5 protein-coding genes are annotated in these 19,028 nt (G+C 67.3%); 4 read left to right on the plus strand and 1 reads right to left on the minus strand.

Going from position 1 to position 19,028, the window contains the following annotated elements; all coding sequences use genetic code 11:
- Positions 1-2: 2 nt before the first annotated feature.
- A complete protein-coding gene (locus VMD50_RS07385; RefSeq protein ID WP_325426332.1) occupies positions 3-11,090 on the minus strand; it encodes a type I polyketide synthase in 11,088 nt (3,695 codons plus the stop codon).
- A 465-nt stretch (positions 11,091-11,555) separates the two neighbouring features.
- On the opposite strand from VMD50_RS07385, the gene VMD50_RS07390 reads away from it, so the two are divergent.
- The 4 genes from VMD50_RS07390 (at position 11,556) to VMD50_RS07405 (ending at position 19,018) form a co-directional block, all read left to right on the plus strand.
- The gene (locus VMD50_RS07390; protein ID WP_325426365.1) at positions 11,556-12,977 is read left to right on the plus strand and encodes a condensation domain-containing protein; all 1,422 of its coding nucleotides are present in this window, start codon (positions 11,556-11,558) and stop codon (positions 12,975-12,977) included.
- Positions 12,978-13,046: 69 nt separating this feature from the next.
- Positions 13,047-16,061 (plus strand): MMPL/RND family transporter, encoded by a 3,015-nt coding sequence (locus tag VMD50_RS07395; RefSeq protein ID WP_325426334.1) that lies wholly within the window; start codon positions 13,047-13,049, stop codon positions 16,059-16,061.
- 40 nt (positions 16,062-16,101) lie between these two features.
- A complete protein-coding gene (gene pe / locus VMD50_RS07400; protein ID WP_325426336.1) occupies positions 16,102-17,229 on the plus strand; it encodes an acyltransferase PE in 1,128 nt (375 codons plus the stop codon).
- A 40-nt stretch (positions 17,230-17,269) separates the two neighbouring features.
- Positions 17,270-19,018, plus strand: coding sequence for an AMP-binding protein (locus VMD50_RS07405; RefSeq protein WP_325426338.1), 1,749 nt, complete (start codon positions 17,270-17,272; stop codon positions 19,016-19,018).
- Positions 19,019-19,028 lie beyond the last annotated feature (10 nt).

A 19,028-nucleotide genomic window follows, 5' to 3' on the forward strand; every position in this document is an offset into this window, starting at 1 on the left:
CGTCAACTTGGCTCGGGCTCCGCCTGCGATTCCGGGACCGACTCCGGCGCCGCGACCGACTCCGCCTCGCCCGGCTCCGATTTGGACTCCGGCAGCTGACCGGCGAGGTATTCGGCCAGCCCCCCGATCGTCGGATAGTCGAACACCGCGGTGGCGTTGATCGTGAACGCCCCCCCGAACTGGCTGTGCAACCGGTTGCGGAGTTCGACCGCCATCAGCGAATCCGTACCCAGGTCCAAGAACCGACTGGTCGCGGCGGGAGGTTGTGCCAGCCGCAGGAAACCCTGCACTTCGCGCTGCAGGAATTCGGTGATGAAACTGGCGCGCTGGGCCACCGGTATCTCCTGCAGTTGCCGCAGCATCTCGCTGTCGCCCGTTGCCTCCGTGGCGGCGCTGGGCAGCACGAGGTCGAGAATCGGTGGACGAGAACCGCCCAGCACCTTCGCGGCGCGCTGCCAGTTGGCCTTGATGACGGTTGCCTGCGCTGCCCCGTTGGCGACCACCTCGGCGAGCGCGCCGAGGGCGGCCGCGGGTTCCAGCGGAATGAGCCCTTGCGCACCGATATTGGCGCGCGCGGCCTCGGACGAAGCCATGCCGCCCTTGGCCCAGGGACCGAAGTTGAGGCCGGTCGCCGGCAAGCCTTGTGCCTGTCGTGCCGCCACCAGTCCGTCGAGCAGCGCGTTGGCGGTCGAGTAGTTGGCCTGCCCCGGTGTGCCCAGCAGGCTGGACAGCGACGAGGACACGATGAAGAAGTCGAGATGGTCGTCCTTCGTCAACCGGTCCAAGTGGCGGGCACCGAATGCCTTGGGCGCCAAGGTCGTCCGGAAACGCTCCAGGCTCTGCTGCGGCAGCAGCGCATCATCGAGCACGCCCGCCAGATGCGCCACTCCAGCGAGCGGCGGCAACTCCGCGCGGATCCGCTCCAGCAGTTCGGCGACCTGCGACTCGTCACCGACATCGGCCGCGAAGGTGTGGATGCGGCACCGATAGCGCTCGGTGATGTCGTCGATCGCCCGCTGCGCGTCGGCATCGGGCGCGCGCCGGCCGGCCAGCACTATGTCACCGGCACCGAGCTGGGCCAGGTAGGCCGCCGCGTGCAGACCGATCGCGCCGAGTCCACCGGTGATCAGATAGCTCCGATCGCCGCGCGGCTGCAGCGGCTTGGGCATCTGCAGCACGATCTTCCCGATATGCCGCGCTTGCTGCATCCGGCGGAACGCCGTCTTCGCCTCCGTCAGCGGGTAGATCTCGACGGGTAGTGGCTTCCATTCGCCCCTGCCCAGCCCGTCCGACACCTCGCCCAACAAGCCACGAATGCGCTCGGGCTCCTGGAAAGTGGTCGCGTCCAGCGCGACGATCTCGTAGGCGATATCGGGACGGGCCGCTGCCATCTGCTCCGGGGTCCAGATGTCCCGCTTGGCGATCTCGGCGAAGCGGCCGTTCCGGGCGGTGGCCCGTACGGTCGCTTCGACAAACCCCTCATTGGTCAGGCTGTTGAGCACCACGTCGACGCCCGCGCCGTCGGTATCGGCGAGGATTTGGTCCGCGAAATCCGTGCTGCGCGAGTCGTAGACATATTCCACACCCAGCTTGCGCAGTGTCGCGCGTTTGTAGGTGCTCGCGGTGGCGAAGACGATCGCGCCGTGCTGCTGAGCCATCTGGATGGCGGCCAACCCGACACCGCCGCTGGCGGCGTGAATGAGAACCCGATCACCCGGCTTAAGCTGCGCCCAGTCGAACGCGAGCCGGGCCGTCAATGCCGCAGCGGGGATGGTCGCCGCCGCTACCGCGCTCACGCGAGCGGGAATCGGCGCCAGCAGCTGCGCGGGCACATTGAACCGGCTGGAGAACGCGCCCTGCATGAAGCCGTAGACGCGTTGGCCGACCTCGAGTCCGGTGACGCCGCTACCCAACTGGGTGACGATGCCGGCGAAGTCGCCGCCGATCGCGCCCGGATCGCCCGGGTAGAGGCCCAACACGTTGAGCACGTCCCGGAAGTTCAGGCCGGCGGCCTCCACCCGGACCTGCACGTAATTCTCGTCCGGCGGCGCCACTTCGGCCTCGGTCAGACGCAGGTTGTCGATCGCGCCGCGTTCGGTGGGCGCCAGCACGTAATCGGCTGCGCGCGGCACCGCGAGATGACCGCTGCGCGACCATTGCAGCAACCGGGACGCCAGGAACTTGCCCTGCCGCAGCGCGAGTTCGGGTTCATCAATCGGTGCGCCGAGGAGGCCGGCCAGCGCGTGGACGGCCTGCTCTGAACCGTCGTAATCGACCAGCTTGCAGCGCACGGCCGGCTCCTCGTTGACGATGGTGCGCCCGAGTCCCCACAGCGCGGACTGCGCCGGGTCGACCGGCTCGCCGGACTCGGTGGCCACCGCTCGTTCGGTGACGATCCACAGCCCGCCGGGAAGTTTCACCGCATCGTTCGCCTGCACGGTGTGCACGGCGCTGAGCAGGTGGGCGATCTCGGTCTCCAGCCGCGCGGCAGATTGCGCGCTCGACTCCTCTGCTCCCGGCCCGGCGGCGCGCCAGACGATGCCGGAGAACGGCATACCGCGCTCGTGGGCCTGGGCCAATAGCTGTCCCAACGGCTCCGGATTCGTCGTCCGGTCAAAAAAGACGCAGCCCGGCAGGACGGCCGCCAGTTCGCCGAATCCGGCGATCAGCCATGTGCCGCTCGGGTTTCCCGCACCGTCACTCGACGGCGGGGCCGGCACCTCATGCCAGCCGAGGGCGTACAGCAGCCGGGTGGCATCGCCACCGAGCCCGCGCAGCAATGCCTCACGGGGCGCGCGTTTGACCGTGAACTCGCGAATCCCGCCCAGGCGGCGGCCATCTCGATCGACGAAGTCCAGATCGAAGACCTGGGTTTCGCTGTCGAGGGCGCTGGCGTGCCACCTCGCGCGGCAGTAGAACCGCCGCGGCATCTTCTCCCGCAGCTCCACCCGCCCGTACCGCAACGGCAAGAACAGATCGTTCACCCCTTGTTCGGCGGCAAGAAGCGCAGGGAACGCCGGGAAGGCGACACCGGTGCACAGGTCGAGCAGCACCGGATGCATCGGCTCGGTTCCGAGATGTTCGGCGAGTTCGTCGCCGACGGTGATATCGCCGATCGCCTCACCCTCGCCGAGCCACAGCGACTTCAGGGAACCGGACCAGTTGGGCCCCCATGCCAGCTCCATGTCGGCGAAGGTGTCGAACAACTCCTGCGGACGCATGCGGTTCATCCGCTCGATCACCGCGGCAATGGAATCCGCTGAGTCCACCGGATCGGGCGCCGGCTCGGCCTCGAATCCGGTGACGACGGTGCCGTCGGCGTTCAGCGACCATTCGGCATCACGCACGCCGTACGGGCGGCTGTGCACCCGGAAGCTCCAGCCCAGCCCGTCCCGGAAGCCGTCCTCCAGCGGATGCAAAGTCAGCTGCACCTCGCGAGAAGCCTTGTCGGGCAGGATGATCGGCTCGTAGAAAAAGACGTCATGCACCCGCGCCGGCGGCCCGACGGCGGCCAGGGCCATCGCGGCATACGTCGCCCCCGGAACGACAACGGTGCCATAGATGACGTGGTCGGAAAGCCACGGCTGCGATTTGACCGACAGCCGGCTGGTGTAGACGGAATCCCCGGAGGCGAGATCTTTTGCGCTACCGAGGATTCCGGACGCGGCGCCGTGTCCGTCGATGCCGGCGATGCCGCTGTTGCCGGCAGTCTTGGGCCAGAAGCTTCGGCGCTGGAACGGATAGGTGGGCAGTTCGAGTCTGCGGCGAGCTTGACGATGCATCGCAGCGAACCTGGGTCGGTGGCCGCTGACGTAGGCCCCGGCCAGCGCTTCGGCGATCTGGCGCCGGTCGGCGATGCCCTTGCGGAGCGAAACGATCGCCCGCGGCGCGGCGAGATGTTCCGGCCAGACCTGCACCGCGGCCCCGGTGAGCACCGGTTGCGGGCCGATCTCCATCAATACCGAGCACCCCAGCGCCGCCACGGTGCGCACGCTTTCGGCGAACTGCACCGGCTGGCGGGAATGCCGCCGCCAATATTGCGCGTCCAGCGGGGTTTCCGCCGTGAGCACGGCGCCGGTGCGGTTGCACACCAGCGGCAACGTGGGAACGGCGAACTGCAACCGCGCCGCGTACGACTCGAATTCGCCGAGCACCGGCTCCAGCAGCTCGGAATGGAATGCGTGGCTGGTTTCCAGCCAGCTGCACCGGATCCCGTCGTTGCCGCCCCTGGCGACGATCTGTTCGAGGTCCGGGCCGGGACCCGACAGCACCGTGTTGGGACCGTTGTAGGCGGCGACCGACACTCGGGGGAACTCGTTGGCGATCTCCTCGACGTACTTGGCGTCGGCGAACACGGCCGCCATTCGCCCGCCGTCGGGCAGGCTGCCGAACAGCCGGCCCCGCTCGGCCATGAGCCGTGCCCCGTCCTCGAGGCTGAAAACCCCGGCGACACACGCCGCCGCGTACTGGCCCACGCTGTGCCCCAGCACGACGTCGGGCTCGATGCCCCACGACTGCCACAACCGGGCCAGGCCCATCTCGATGGCGAAAAGCGCGGGCTGCGCAAAAGAGGTGTGCCGCACCGTTTCCGCGGTTTCCCTGTCGGTCGCGAACAACACCTCGAGCAACGGACGCGGCATCATCCCACCCACCGCTTCGGCGCAGCGCGTCACGGTGTCCGCGAAAACCGGTTCAGCGGCGAACAATTCGCGCGCCATCCCCGGGTACTGGCTGCCTTGCCCGGTGAACAACCACGCCGTCGTCGGCGGGTCCGTGCACTCGCCGCGTGCCACTCCCGGTCGTATCCGGTTCTCGGCCAGCTCGGCCAGCGCCTCCCGGGCGCCCTGAACCGAATCCACCACCAGCGCGGCCCGGTGTTCGAAATGCGAACGCCCGACCCCGGCCGTGAAGCACACATCGGCGACGTCGACCTTGGGATGGGCGTTCAACCATTCCTCGTATCGCTGCGCCAACGCCACCAGCGCCTGCGGCGACCGCGCGGACAGCGGCAGCACGCCGACCGTCTCCTCTTGAGCGTCCGACTCCGATGCCACGGCGACGTCGGGTGAGACCGTGTTGGAGTATTCGTCGGGGGTCGCCGGTTGTGCCGGCGCCTCCTCGATCAGCACGTGCGCATTCGTGCCGGTGAATCCGAAGGAACTGATGCCGGCGCGTCGCGGTTTCCCGTTGGCCTGCCAGGGAGTCGCCTTGTCTACGACTCGCACGGGCAGCGAATCCCACGGGATATGCGGCGACGGCTTCTCGAAGTGCAGGCTCTGCGGCAACGTTTCGTGCTGCAGCGACAACACGACCTTGATCAATCCGGCGACCCCCGATGCCGACTCGAGGTGGCCGATGTTGGTCTTGACCGATCCCATCAGCAACGGCCGGTCCGCCTCACGGGCGGCACCGTAGACGGCCCCGGCCGCCTGCACCTCGATCGGATCACCCAGCGGCGTACCCGTCCCGTGTGCCTCGAGGTAGTCAACATCTGCGCCGGCAAGACCGGCGCGAGCCAGCGCCGCGCTGATGAGCCGTTGCTGCGCGCCACCATTGGGCACCGTCAGACCGCTGGAGGCACCGTCTTGGTTGACCGCGCTGCTTGGGATGACCGCGCAAACCCGATCGCCGTCGCGCACCGCATCGCTGAGCCGCTTGAGCACCAGGATCCCGCAGCCTTCACTGCGCACGTAGCCGTCGGCGGAGGCGTCGAAGGTCTTGCATCGCCCGACGGGGGAAAGCATCCTGGCGCGTGACGCGGCGATGATGGACACCGGGCTCAGCAGGACGTTCACCCCACCTGCCAGCGCCAAATCGCAGTCACCGGAGTGCAATGCCTGGCAGGCCTGGTGGACGGCCACCAACGACGAGCTGCACGCGGTATCGACCGCGACCGCCGGTCCCTCCAGTCCGAGCGCGAAGGCGACGCGACCGGAGATGGCATTGAGCGCATTGCCGGTGATGAAGTGGGGCTCGAGCTTCTCGACCGAGTCGGCGGAGAGCAGATGCGAATACTCGTTGGCGCCCACTCCCACGAAGATGCCGCTGCGGCTGCCGCGCAACGCCCCGGGGGAATACCCGGCCCTTTCCAGGGCCTCCCAAGCGGTTTCCAGCATCAGCCGCTGCTGCGGATCCATCCAGATGGCCTCGCGCGGGGAGATACCGAAGAATTCCGGGTCGAATCCATCGATCTGGTCGAGGAATCCGCCGAAGCGGCTGTAGATCTTGCCCGGGGTGTCGGGATCCGGGTCGTAGTACTCGTCGATGTCGAAGCGGTCCTCCGGGACTTCCCGGATCGCATCGACACCGCCGGACAACACCTTCCAGAAAGCTTCAGGATCGGACGCGCCAGGAAAGTGGCACGCCACCGCGACGATCGCGATCGGCTCATCGGTCCGAGTCGTCACCGCGGCCAGCTGCGGCCCGGGATCCACCGACGCCTCGCTGAGGCCGAGCACGTCGCCGAGCAGGTAATCGACCACGTCGGACAGCCGTGGGTGGTCCATCGCCAGGGTGGCCGGCACCTCCTTGCCCACCGCTTGCTCGATGCGGCGCCGCAATTCGACGGCCATCAGCGAATCCATGCCGAGATCGAAGAATCCGGCGTCCTCGCGGATCTCCGCGGCGTCGACTCGCGTCACCTCCGCCACCGCGTCGCGCAGGTAATCCGCGAGCAGTTTCTTGCGCTGCTGCACCGGGGCGTTGGTGAGCTGCTCGACCAGCTGGGTCTTCCCGGACGGCGCCACCCCCGTCACCTCGGTGGGCACCTCGCGCTCCAACTCCGTCAGGAACGCTCGCCGTCCCGCTTGCTGGTAGAGCGGCAGGAAGCGGTCCCAGCCGATGCGGGCCACCACGCCCTGGGCTGACGACGCCGCCAGTAGATCGGACATACCCGCCAGCGCATCAGTCGGTGACAACGTCCGAACCCCGCGCTGATCCAGTCGGGCGCGGGCCTGTTCGTCGGCCATGCCCGCCGACCACGGACCGAAATTGACGCTGACCCCGGGAACACCCTGCTCGCGCAGCCGCCAGGCCAGCCCGTCGAGGAAGGCGTTGGCCGCCGCGTAGGCGGTCTGACCGAAGCCGCCCCAGACCGAGGCGATCGAGGAGGTGCTCAGGAAGAAGTCCAGCTGCAAGTCGGCGGACGCCTCGCTCAAATGCCAAGCGCCCCAGACCTTCCCGGCGAACACCCGATCCACCTCGGCGTCTTCCAGGCTGAGCAGCGGGGTGGTACCGATCTCGCCCGCGGCATGGACGATGCCGGCCAGCGGCGGCATTTCGTCCTGCACGGTGGCCAACAGGCGCGCGACGTCGTGCGCGTCGGAGACGTCGGCCGCGACCGCCCGCACTTCGCAGCCGTGCTGTTCGCGGAGGGCATCGATGCGCGCCTGCGCGGCATCGCCGGGCGCGCGCCGGCCGGTCAGCACCAGGTGCCGGGCGCCGTGCGCGGCCAGGTATCCGGCGATTTCCAGTCCGACCGAACCCAGCCCACCCGTCACCAGGTACGTGGCGCCGTCGCGCAGCGGGGGCGGCGTTGCGATCGGCTGCCCGACCCGTCGCACCAGCCGGGGCACGTAGACCGCTTGATCACGCAGGGCCAGTTGGTCTTCGCTGCCGGCCGAGCCGCGCGGCGACGCCACCCGGTCGATCAATCGCGACCATTCTGCCGTCGTCGGTAAGGCGGTGCCCCGGGCCAGATCCGCCAGCCCGCCCCACACCTGCGGATGCTCCAGCGATGCTGCGCGGCCGAATCCCCACAGGCAACTCTGATCCGGTGACACGGTGTCGGAGTCTGTGACTCGTTGCGCGCCGCGGGTCACCACCCAGATGGGCCTGCGCAGCTCGGTGGCGACCGCCGCGCGGAAAAGCCGGCGTGTTGCGCCCAGGACCCGGTGTTGCATCCGCAACAGCGATCGCATCGATGTCGCGGCGTCGGAGTCGACGGCCGCGACGTGCAATATACGTAGCGCCGGCTGGTCCGCCGCCGCGGCGAGCAACGCGATCTCGAGCTGTTCCTCGTCCGCGTCGGACAGCGGCAGCCCGTGAATCCGATACTGGTGCCCGCGCGCGGTCAGGGCGTCGACCAATGGCTGAAGTGCATCGGCATCGTCGCCGATGAGGAGCCAGGCAGGGCCCTCGCCGGCTCCCGCGTCTGAGACCGGGGCGGCAGACTTCTCCCACCGGATCTCGTAGCGCGCGTCGGTGATCGACTGGGTTCTACGCTGCTGGTTGTGTTGTGCGGCAAGCTTTGTCAGCACATTCCGGGTCTGCTGGTCGGCGCTCGCACCGTCGAGGAGCGTGGCGAGTTCCTCGATCCGGCCGTCCTCGAGGAGCCTGACGGCTTCGGTACGAGCGGCCTCGGTCTGTTGCTGGTTGGGGCGGACCCGATTGTCGCGATACCAGTACTGGCGATGCTGGAACGGGTAAGTGGGCAGGTCGAGCTTGCGCGCCGGTCCTGCGACGGCGCCGAATTGGGGCAGGTGGCCCGAGACGTATGCGTCGGCAAGGGCTTCGGTGATCTGGCGATGGTCCGCGGTGTTTCGGCGCAGTGACGCGATCGCCCGGGGCGCGGTGGCCGGATCGGGCCATGCGCGCAGCGCCGCGGCGGTGAGCACCGGCTGCGGGCCGACCTCCAGCAACACCTTGCAACCCAGATCCGCAAGCGTGCGCACGCTCTTGGCGAATTCCACCGGCTGGCGCGCGTGGCGGCGCCAATAGGCGCCATCGAGTTTCACAGTCCTGCCAAGCGCGGCGCCGATGCGGTTGCAGACCAACATCCGCTGTGGCGGGCCGAAATTGAACCGGTCCGCGTACGACTCGAACTCGTCGAGGATCGGCTCCAGCAGCGCCGAGTGGAACGCGTGGCTGGTGTCCAGCCAGTCACACCGCACACCGTCGGCTTCCAGCCCGGCCACCGCCTGCTCCAGGTCTTGCAGGGGTCCCGACAGCACGGTGTTGGCGCCATTGTAGGCGGCCACCGACAGGCTCGGGAACTCGTCGGTGAGGCTCTCGACGCGCTCGGCGGCGGCGAAGACCGCGACCATCCGGCCCCCCGCGGGCAGACTGCCGAACAGGCGGCCCCGCTCGGCCATCAGCAGCGCGCCGTCCTCGAGGCTGAACACGCCCGCGACGCAGGCCGCCGAATACTGGCCGACGCTGTGGCCCAGCACCACGTCGGGTTCGAAGCCCCACGACTGCCAGAGCCGTGCGAGCCCCATCTCCACCGCGAACAAGGCGGGCTGGGCGTAGGAGGTCTGCCGCAGCGTCTCTTCGTCATCCGGGCCGTCCGCGCCGAAAATGACGTCCAGCAAGGGCTTTTCGAGGACGTCTGCGAGCACTGCCGCACAGCGCTTCACCGTCTCGGCGAACACCGGCTCGGTCTCGAACAACTCCCGGGCCATGCCCGCGTACTGGCTGCCCTGACCGGTGAACAGCCACGCCGTCTTCGGCGTGTCGTCGGATGTTCCGCGCACCAGACCGGGCGCCGGGCGGTCGTCCGCGAGGGCACCGAGCAACTCACCGGCGGATTCCTTCGAATTGACCACCAACGCGGCCCGATGCTCGAAGTGGGCTCGCCCCACCCCGGCGGTAAGGCACACGTCGGCCAGGGTGGCCTCCGGGTGGGCGCTCAACCAGCTGCGGTATTGATCGGCGATCTGCACCAGCGCGGCGGGCGTGCGCGCCGACAGCGGAAGAACGCGGAACCGCCGGTCCCCCGCCGCCTCGACCGGACCCGGCGCCTCGGCGACCTGACCTGCCTGATCGGGCGCCGCCGGAGCTTCTTCGAGGATGACGTGCGCGTTGGTCCCGGCGAACCCGAACGAGCTGACCCCCGCGATGCGCGGCCGGCCGTTGCGCTCCCAGGCGGTGGCCTCCTGCACGACCTGCACCGGAAGCCGGTCCCACGGGATGTGCGGCGACGGATTGCGGAAGTGCAGGTGCTGCGGCAGCAGCTCGTGCTCGAGCGACAGGATGACCTTGATCACGCCCGCGATCCCCGCCGCCGCTTCCAGGTGCCCGATATTCGTCTTCACCGAGCCGACCAGCAGCGGCCGGCTCGCCTCGCGCCCGGCGCCGAGCACCTCCCCTGCCGCCTGGGCCTCGATCGGATCGCCCAGCGATGTCCCGGTCCCGTGTGCCTCAAGGTATCCGACGTCGCCGGGTGCGACGCCGGCGCGCTTCAGCGCCTCGGCGATAACCCGTTGCTGGGCAACACCGTTCGGCACCGTCAAACCACCCGACGCGCCGTCCTGGTTGATGGCGCTGCCCCGGATCACGGCCCGAATCCGGTCGCCGTCGCGGATCGCGTCCTCGAGCCGCTTCACGACGATGACGCCGCAGCCCTCGCCGCGCACATAACCGTCCGCGGCCGCATCGAACGTCTTGCACCGGCCGTCGGGCGCGAGCATGTGGGCATGGGAGAAAGTGATCATGGTCGCCGGGGTGAGCAGCACGTTCGCTCCGCCGGCCAGCGCGAGGTCACATTCCCCCAGGCGCAGCGCCTGACATGCCTGATGGATCGCCACCAGCGACGAGCTGCACGCCGTGTCGACGGCGACCGACGGGCCCTGCAGCCCCAACCGATAACTGATCCGGCCCGCAGCAGCGGCATTCGACGTCCCGACGGCCATGTAGGCCTCGATCTCGGGATAAGTCAGCTCGTCTGATGCCATCCCCAGGTAGTCATGGGTGGCCAAACCGACGAACACACCGGTGTTGGTGTTCGCCAAAGCCGTTGGCGCGGTGCCCGAATGCTCCACCGCCCGCCACGCCGTCTCCAGCAGGAGCCGGTGCTGCGGGTCCATCAACCTGACCTCGCGCGCCGACATGCCGAAAAACGGCGCGTCGAAACCGGTTACGTCGTCGACGAAACCCGCCCGACGGGTCACCACCTTCCCGGGCGCGTCGGGGTCCGGGTCGAAGAATTCATCTGCGTCCCACCGGTCCTCGGGCACCTCCGATATCGCATCCCGGCCCTCCCGCAGCACCTGCCAGAATTCGTCAGCGTCCGCGGCACCGGGAAAGCGCGCCGCGTAGCCGACGATCGCAAAACTCGATGCCCCCCGCATCGGGTCTTCGGCGGATGTCATGGGGTTGTCCTCCCTGTTTGGATCGGAAGATTCGATGCCCGCGGAGCCCTAGCGGCGACGGAGCCGTGGTTGCTGTCAACCACGCTCGAGACCGCCCATGGCACGCACCCAGGACCAGAACTGGCGGAATTCCCCCCGGCGTACTGCCTCCAGCGACCGTCGTGGCGAATGTACACATGCCGGACCGGTTGCCGCAGCCGAATCACCTCCGACGGCAAGTATGCCAAGTATGGGTGCTTCGCGGCGACGCATCGCGCAAGTATCGTCGGGCGTGGCGGCGGGCCCGGTCTCCCGCTCGCGGGTTACCAGGGGCCCTTCATCATCACCCCGCCCCCCGCGCCGATGACTGGTGCGGCCCTATCCGCGCATGTCGGCGCCGGTGCTCGCCGCAAGGGTTATCTTGGTGTCGCTACCGCGCGGCCGGACCCGCAGCCATGGAGAGCCGCAGAAACCGGGGAGAAAATATTGCGAATCGGGAAGATTACGATCGGCTCGCTAGGTGATTGGACGCCGACCCCCGGATCAGTCATCTCCTGGCACCCGACGACCGCGGCTGCCGACAAGGTCCGACAAGCGCCGGCCAGTTGTGTGCCGGTCAGCTACATGCAGGGCCAACATCTGCACAACTATCACCAACGGACGGCCGCGGGCCTGGACTTCTCCCGGCAAATCATCGCGACCTGTGAAGTACCCGGTCAGTGCGATGTTCCCGCCATGCATCACGCCGTCAACGCGTACCTGCGTCGGCATGACACCTTCCGCAGCTGGTTCGACCACACCGGTAACGGCGAGTTCGTCAGGCACACCCTCACCGACCCCGCTGACATCGAATTCACGCCGATTAATCACGGCAGCATGACAGTCGACGAGATACGCGCTCACGTCGTGGCCATACCGAATCCGCTGGAATGGGGCTGCTTCACCTTCGGGATCATCCAGAACGAGAACCATTTCACTTTCTTCGCCGCCATGGATCACGTCCACGGGGATGCGACGTTGATCGGCACAACCATGCTCGAGGCCAACGGGATGTATGCGGCGTTGAGCGGAGGCGGTGAACCCCTTGCGCTTCCCGATGCGGGCAGCTTTGACGATTTCTGCGCCCGCGAGCGCCATTACACGTCGACGCTGACCGTAGATTCGCCCGGCGTTCGCGCGTGGATTGACTTCGCCGAGAACAACAATGGCGGCTTTCCCGAATTCCCGCTCCCACTCGGCAACCCGCTGGAGCCGAGTGGCAGTGACATGGTCTCCGAACTCTTGATGGACGCAGCCCAGACGGAGCGGTTCGAATCGGCCTGTACCGCGGTTGGCGCGCGGTTCATCGGCGGGTTGTTCGCCTGCTTCGCCCTGGTAGAGCACGAGTTCACGGGTGCCCTCACGTACTACGGCCTCACTCCCAGGGACACCCGCAGAACTACGGATAACTTCATGACGCAGGGCTGGTTTACCGGCCTGGTCCCGATCACCGTGCCTATCGCCGCGGCATCTTTCGGCGATGCCGCGTGGGCGGCGCAGGCTTCTTTCGATTCCGGGCTGCACTTGGCGAAGGTGCCGTATTACCGCGTATTGGAATTGGCGCCGTGGCTGGGCTGGCCGCAGCCGAACTTTCCGGTGTCGAACTTCTTGCATGGCGGCGCCGCTCCGCTCAACGCCGTTCTTGCAGCGGCCGACCTGGGTTATGCGAACAATATCGGGATCTACTCCGACGGCCGGTACTCCTATCAACTGACCATCTATGTATTTCGGTACGGCGAGGGCACCGCAATGGCGATCATGTTTCCCGACAATCCGGTCGCCCAGAAGTCGGTTGTCCGCTATATGGAAGCAATGAAGTCCGTGTGCGCGCGGGTCGCCGCCAGCGGGCATTGGGGACGCGTTGCATAGCGTGGAGCAATTCGATGGCTTCTAGATGGCTCCGAGTGCGAAATTGCGCGGGCCGGGGGTGAGGGTGAAATGCGACGGCTAGCCGATTTTGTGGTGCGGTGGCCCTGGGTCGTGATCGCGGCTTGGGTCGCGATAGCGGTCGCCCTTCCTCTGACGCTGCCGTCCCTGGGCGAGATGGCCCAGAAGCATCCGCTCGCCATCCTGCCCGGCGATGCGCCGTCGAGCGTCACCGCCCGAAAGATGACCGAGGCGTTTCACGAATCGGGCTCCGAGGACCTCCTGTTGGTGGTCCTGACCGACGACAAGGGGCTTGGCCCCGCCGACGAAGCCGCCTACCGCAAGCTGGTGGACGCGCTGCGCCAGGACACGCGAGACGTCGTGATGGTGCAGGATTTCATCAGCACACCGCCCCTGCGTTCCGTCGTGACCAGCAAGGACGACAAAGCTTGGGTGCTGCCGGTCGGCGTTGCGGGCGAGTTGGGCACGCCACGGTCGTACGCCGCCTTCAACCGGATCGGCGACATCGTCAAAGACGCCTTGAAGCAGGCCCCGGCCGGAACGCATCTCACCGCAAACGTCACCGGCCCCGCGGCCACCGTCGCCGACCTCACGGTCGCGGGCGACCGGGACCGGCTTCCGATCGAACTGGCGATCGCCGTCGCGGTGCTCATCGTCCTGCTGGTGGTTTACCGCAGCGCGGTCACCATGCTGCTGCCGTTGATAACGATCGGGTTGTCCCTGGTGATCGCGCAGGCGGTGGTGGCGGGCTACTCGCAGGTGACCGGCTCCGGCGTCTCCAACCAGTCCATCGTGTTTCTGAGCGCGATCATGGCCGGCGCCGGAACGGATTACGCCGTATTTCTCATCAGCCGCTATCACGACTATCGGCGCTCAGGTGCGGATTTCGACCAGGCGGTCAAGCGGGCGATGATCTCGATCGGGAAAGTGATCGCCGCATCGGCCACCACCGTGGGAATCACATTTCTGCTGATCAGCTTCGCCCGCATGGGAATTTTCAAGACGGTCGGGGTGTCGTCGGCGATCGGGATCGGCGTGGCATTCCTCGCCGCGATCACTTTGCTGCCGGCGATTCTGGTGCTCGCCGGGCCGCGCGGCTGGGTCAAGCCACGGCGCGAGCTGACCGCCCGGTTCTGGCGGCGTTCCGGCATCCGCATCGTGCGCCGGCCCCGGGCCCATCTGGTTGCCAGCGCGCTCGTGTTGATCATCCTGGCCAGTTGCGCCGGCCTGGTCCGCTACAACTACGACGACCGCAAAGCCCTCCGGCCTCGGGCTCCCAGCTCCGTCGGGTATGCCGCGCTGGATCGCCATTTCAACGTGAACCAGTCCATCCCGGAGTACATCCTCATCCAATCGCCGCATGACCTGCGCACCCCGCAGGCCCTCGCGGACCTGGAACAGATGGCCGACCGGGTCAGCCAACTGCCGAATGTCGCCGTCGTCAGCGGCATCACCCGTCCGACGGGGAACGTGCCCGAACAATTCAGGGCCACGTATCAGGCGGGCGCCATCGGCACTCTGCTGGCCAACGGGTCAACCCTGATCAACGACCACACCAACGACCTCAACCGGCTGGTCGACGGGGCGGGCACGCTGGCCAGCAGCCTCAACGATGTCCGCAGCCAGGTCAACCAGCTCGCCGCCAGCGTGCAGGACCTGGAGAATGCCTTCTCATCGGCGAAGAACCAGTACAGCGGCGACACGCTGGTCAAAGAGGTCGACATCGCCGCCCAGCTCGTCGACCACGTCAACTCGCTCAGCAATGCCATGGGCTGGAATTTCACGGCCGGAAAGAACATGTTCGCCTGGATAGGCCCGGTACTGACGGCGCTGCAGGGCAACCCGGTCTGCGACGCCGATCCGTCGTGCAGCGCCACCCGCGGCACATTCGAGCAGCTGGCAGGCGCGCGCGATCAGGCAGACCTCGACGCGATCAATGACCTGGCCCGCCAACTGCAGGAGTACCCGGACAAACGGGCCCTGAAGGCGTCGACGGACCGCCTGCGTGGTGCCTTGACGAAGCTCACCAGCGTGCTGCATTCCATGGGGGTGGACCAACCCGGCGGCCTGCAGGCGAACCTGAACAAGCTGCAGGACGGGGCAGGCCGATTCGCCGGTGGGAGCCGGCAAGTGGCCGACGCGGTGGCCCAGCTCGTCGACCAGGTCAAGCAGCTGGGTGCCGGGCTCAGTGAGTCGGCGGCTTTTCTGTTGTCGCTGAAGCACGACGCGGCACGACCGGCGATGGCCGGGTTCAACATCCCGTCCCAGCTGTTGCATTTGAAGGAGTTCCAGCAGGCCGCCAAGGCATTCATTTCGCCGGACGGCCGCTCGGTGCGGTACTTGGTGCAAACCAAGCTCAATCCGTTCAGCACCGAGGCCATGGATCAGGTCAACGCGATCACTGCGACGGCCCGGGGAGCCCAACCGAATACCACGCTGGCGGACGCCACGGTATCGATGGCCGGATACACCGTCGGCCTGAAGGACACGCGCGACTACTACCAACACGACATCCGGTTCATCATCGCGGTGACCCTCCTCGTCGTGCTCCTTACTTTGATCGCGCTGCTGCGTGCGATTGTCGCGCCGCTGTATCTGGTTGCTTCCGTGGTCATTTCGTATTTGTCGGCGCTGGGTATCGGCGTTCTGGTGTTTCAATTCCTCCTGGGCCAGCAATTGCATTGGAGCGTGCCGCCGCTGGCATTCGTGGTGTTGGTCGCGGTGGGAGCCGACTACAACATGCTGCTCGTCTCGCGAATGCGTGACGAGTCTCCGCGCAGCATGCGTTACGGCATCATCCGTACCCTGGGGTCGACGGGCGGGGTGATCACCGCGGCGGGGCTGATCTTCGCCGCCTCGATGTGTGGTCTCTTGTTCTCCAGCATCGGCACGGTGGCCCAGGGCGGTTTCGTGATCGGTTTGGGAATTCTGCTGGACACCTTCCTGGTACGCACCGTCACGGTCCCCGCCATCGCCGCGCTGGTCGGGCGGGCGAACTGGTGGCCGTCACGGGCGGGCGCGCGGCCGTCGCCGGCGGGGCGCAACCCGCTTAAGGCGCCGACATGACGTATGTGAGACTGGAGAAGCCGAGGGGTCAGGGGTAGGGATGAAGAAACTACTCGCAGGAGTGACGGCGCTGGTAACTGTCGGCGCCACAGGGTGTTTCGGCGCCGGCACGGTCTCCGCCGACGACACACCCATCGGCGGTCCGCCGACCCCCGGAGCACCGGGCGACCAGACCGCGTTCGCCCTCGGAGGCGCTCACGTTCTGGGCATCCCCTACGACGAGTACATCCGCCAGGAGGGCGCCCAGTGGTTCCCCGGCCAGAAGCGCGAAATCGTCCGCTACCCGGCGGGGCAGGTTCAGGGCCACGTGCTGGAGCGGCTCTTCCCGGGCATCGGCAAGCTCGATGAGAACTTTCCGGGCCTGGGCCTGGACGGCCCCAGCGTCGGCGAGTCGGTCGACGTGGGGATAAACAACCTCGATGCGGCGATCAAAACCAGCCGACCGGGTACCGCGATCGGCTTGTCCGAGGGCGGGTTCGTGGTCGACGGCGAGCAGGCTCGCCTCGCCAATGACCCGACCGCTCCCCCGCCGAACACGCTGAACTTCGCCACATTCGGCGACCCGATCGGGCGGCACGCCTTCGGTCAGAGTTTCCTGAGCGCCATGTTCCCGGTCGGCAGCGTTGTTCCCGCGCTCGACTACCGCATGCCACCGCCGTACGAGAGCCAGTACGACACCAACAAGTTCGTGGCGGCCTACGACTCGATCGCGGACTTCCCGGACCGCCCGGACAACATGTTCGCCCTCGCCAACACCCTCCTGGGCCTCGCCACGGGCCACACCGCGGTGGCCTTCACGAACCCGAGCATGGTGCCGCCGCAGAACATCAGAACGACGATCAACTCCAGGGGCGCGAAAGATACGACGATCATGGTCCCGGAGAAGCACCTTCCCCTTGTCATGCCGCTGGCCTACATCGGGATCCCGGAGGACACGCTGAACAAGCTCGACGCAATCCTGATCCCCCGGGTGAACGCCGGCTATTCGCGAAACGACGACCCGTCGACCGCTCCGGTTCAGGTGGACCCGGTGCACGGCTTCGACCCCGCGGCCGTCACCGCGCCGGCCAACCAGGCGACATTCGGCGGCGGCGCCGACCCGTTCTCGCAGATCCTCGCCGGCGCCATGTCCGTGTTGTCCCACGGCGCGGGACAGGCTGACCACTGACTTCGATGCGACGCATTGGGCAGATCAATACGGACGTGATGTGACGCCACCTCCCCAGTCATCCGTCCTCTCGATGCTGCACGCGCGCGCCAGCCTGCGGCCCGATGACGTAGCGTTCACCTTCACCGACTACCAGGACGACTGGGCGGGTGTTCCCGAGAGTCTCACGTGGTCGCAGTTGTCCCGCCGGACATTCAATGTGGCGCGCGAACTCGCCCACCATGGCGCGGTCGGCGACCGGGCGGTGATCCTGGCTCCCCAATCCCTCGATTACATCGCGGCATTCCTGGGCTCCATGCAGGCCGGGCTCATCGCCGTTCCGCTCCCGTTGCCGCACCGCGGCGCGACTCATGAGCGGGTGGGCGCGGTCCTTGCCGACACGGCGCCCGCCATCGTTCTCACCACGTCGGCGGTCGCGGAAGACATCGCCGAATACGTCGATGAGGCCCGCCTGGACGGCGTCCCTAAAATCGTCGAAATCGATGCCCTGAATCTGGACGCCGATGGCGGAACAATCGGTCGGACAGCCGATTTGCCGAGCACGGCCTATTTGCAGTACAGCTCCGGTTCCACCCGGCTGCCCACCGGAGTGATGATCTCGCACCGCAACCTGCAGGTGAATTTCGACCAGCTGATGCGCAGCTTTTTCGCGGAGTCCCAGATCAAGGTCCCATCAGATCTCACGATCGTTTCGTGGTTGCCTTTTTACCACGACATGGGTTTGGTGTTGGGGGTCTGCGCACCGATCCTGGGCGGTTTTCGCGGCGAGCTGACGAGTCCGGTTTCGTTCCTGGAGAGGCCGGCCAGGTGGGTGCAATCTTTGGCCAGGAGTCCGCATGCGTTTTCGGCGGCGCCGAACTTCGCCTACGACCTGGCCGCCCGCAAGACAACCGACGCCGACCTGGGCGGGCTCGACCTGGCGGGGGTGCTGGGCATCATAAGCGGCGCCGAACGGGTAGAGCCGGCGACATTGCAGCGCTTCGTTGATCGGTTCGCCCACTTCAATTTTCAGGACCATATGGTGCGTCCTTCGTATGGCCTGGCGGAGGCAACCGTCTTCGTGACGGCCGGCACCTGGTGCGACTCGTCGGGCGCGGTTGATTTCGACGCCGGGGAGCTGTCCGCCGGCCGCGTTGAGCGATGCGCGGCCAGGACCGGCACGGCGCTGGTCAAATACAAAGTGCCGCAATCACCCACGCTGCGCATCGTCGACTGCGACACCGGCCGCGAGTGCCCGCACGACGAGGTCGGCGAGATCTGGATACACGGCCCCAATGTCGCCGAGGGCTACTGGCGCAAACCGCCGGAGGAGCAACGCTGCTTCAGTGCCGTACTCGTGGACCCGTCGCCGGGCACGCCCGACGGCCCCTGGCTGAGAACCGGCGACCTCGGCTTCATCTCCGAAGGTGAGCTGTTCATCGTCGGCCGCATCAAGGATCTGCTGATCATCCGCGGGCGCAATCACTATCCAGAGGACATCGAGGCCACGGTCCAAGAGATCACAGGTGGTCGGGTCGCGGCGATCTCGGTCCCGGTGAACAGCACCGAGACGCTGGTCACCGTCATCGAGCTCAAGAAGCGCGGAGACTCCACCGAGGAGGCGACGCGCTGGCTCACCTGCGTCAAAAGCGACGTCACCTCGGCGATATCCAATGCGCACGGGTTGAATGTCGGGGACCTCGTCCTGGTACCACCCGGGTCGATTCCCACCACGACGAGCGGCAAGATCCGGCGCGCCGCTTGTGTCGAGCAGTACCGGCAGGACCAGTTCACCCGATTGGACGCCTAGGGCCCGGAGC

Source organism: Mycobacterium sp., assembly GCF_035506235.1.
Classification (GTDB): domain Bacteria; phylum Actinomycetota; class Actinomycetes; order Mycobacteriales; family Mycobacteriaceae; genus Mycobacterium.

What these genes read in the sequence shown, in the direction of transcription:
- VMD50_RS07385 (WP_325426332.1), bottom strand. Translation starts at nt 11,090, where the DNA reads ATGACATCCGCCGAAGACCCGATGCGGGGGGCATCGAGTTTTGCGATC.
- VMD50_RS07395 (WP_325426334.1), top strand. Translation starts at nt 13,047, where the DNA reads ATGCGACGGCTAGCCGATTTTGTGGTGCGGTGGCCCTGGGTCGTGATC.
- pe (WP_325426336.1), top strand. Translation starts at nt 16,102, where the DNA reads ATGAAGAAACTACTCGCAGGAGTGACGGCGCTGGTAACTGTCGGCGCC.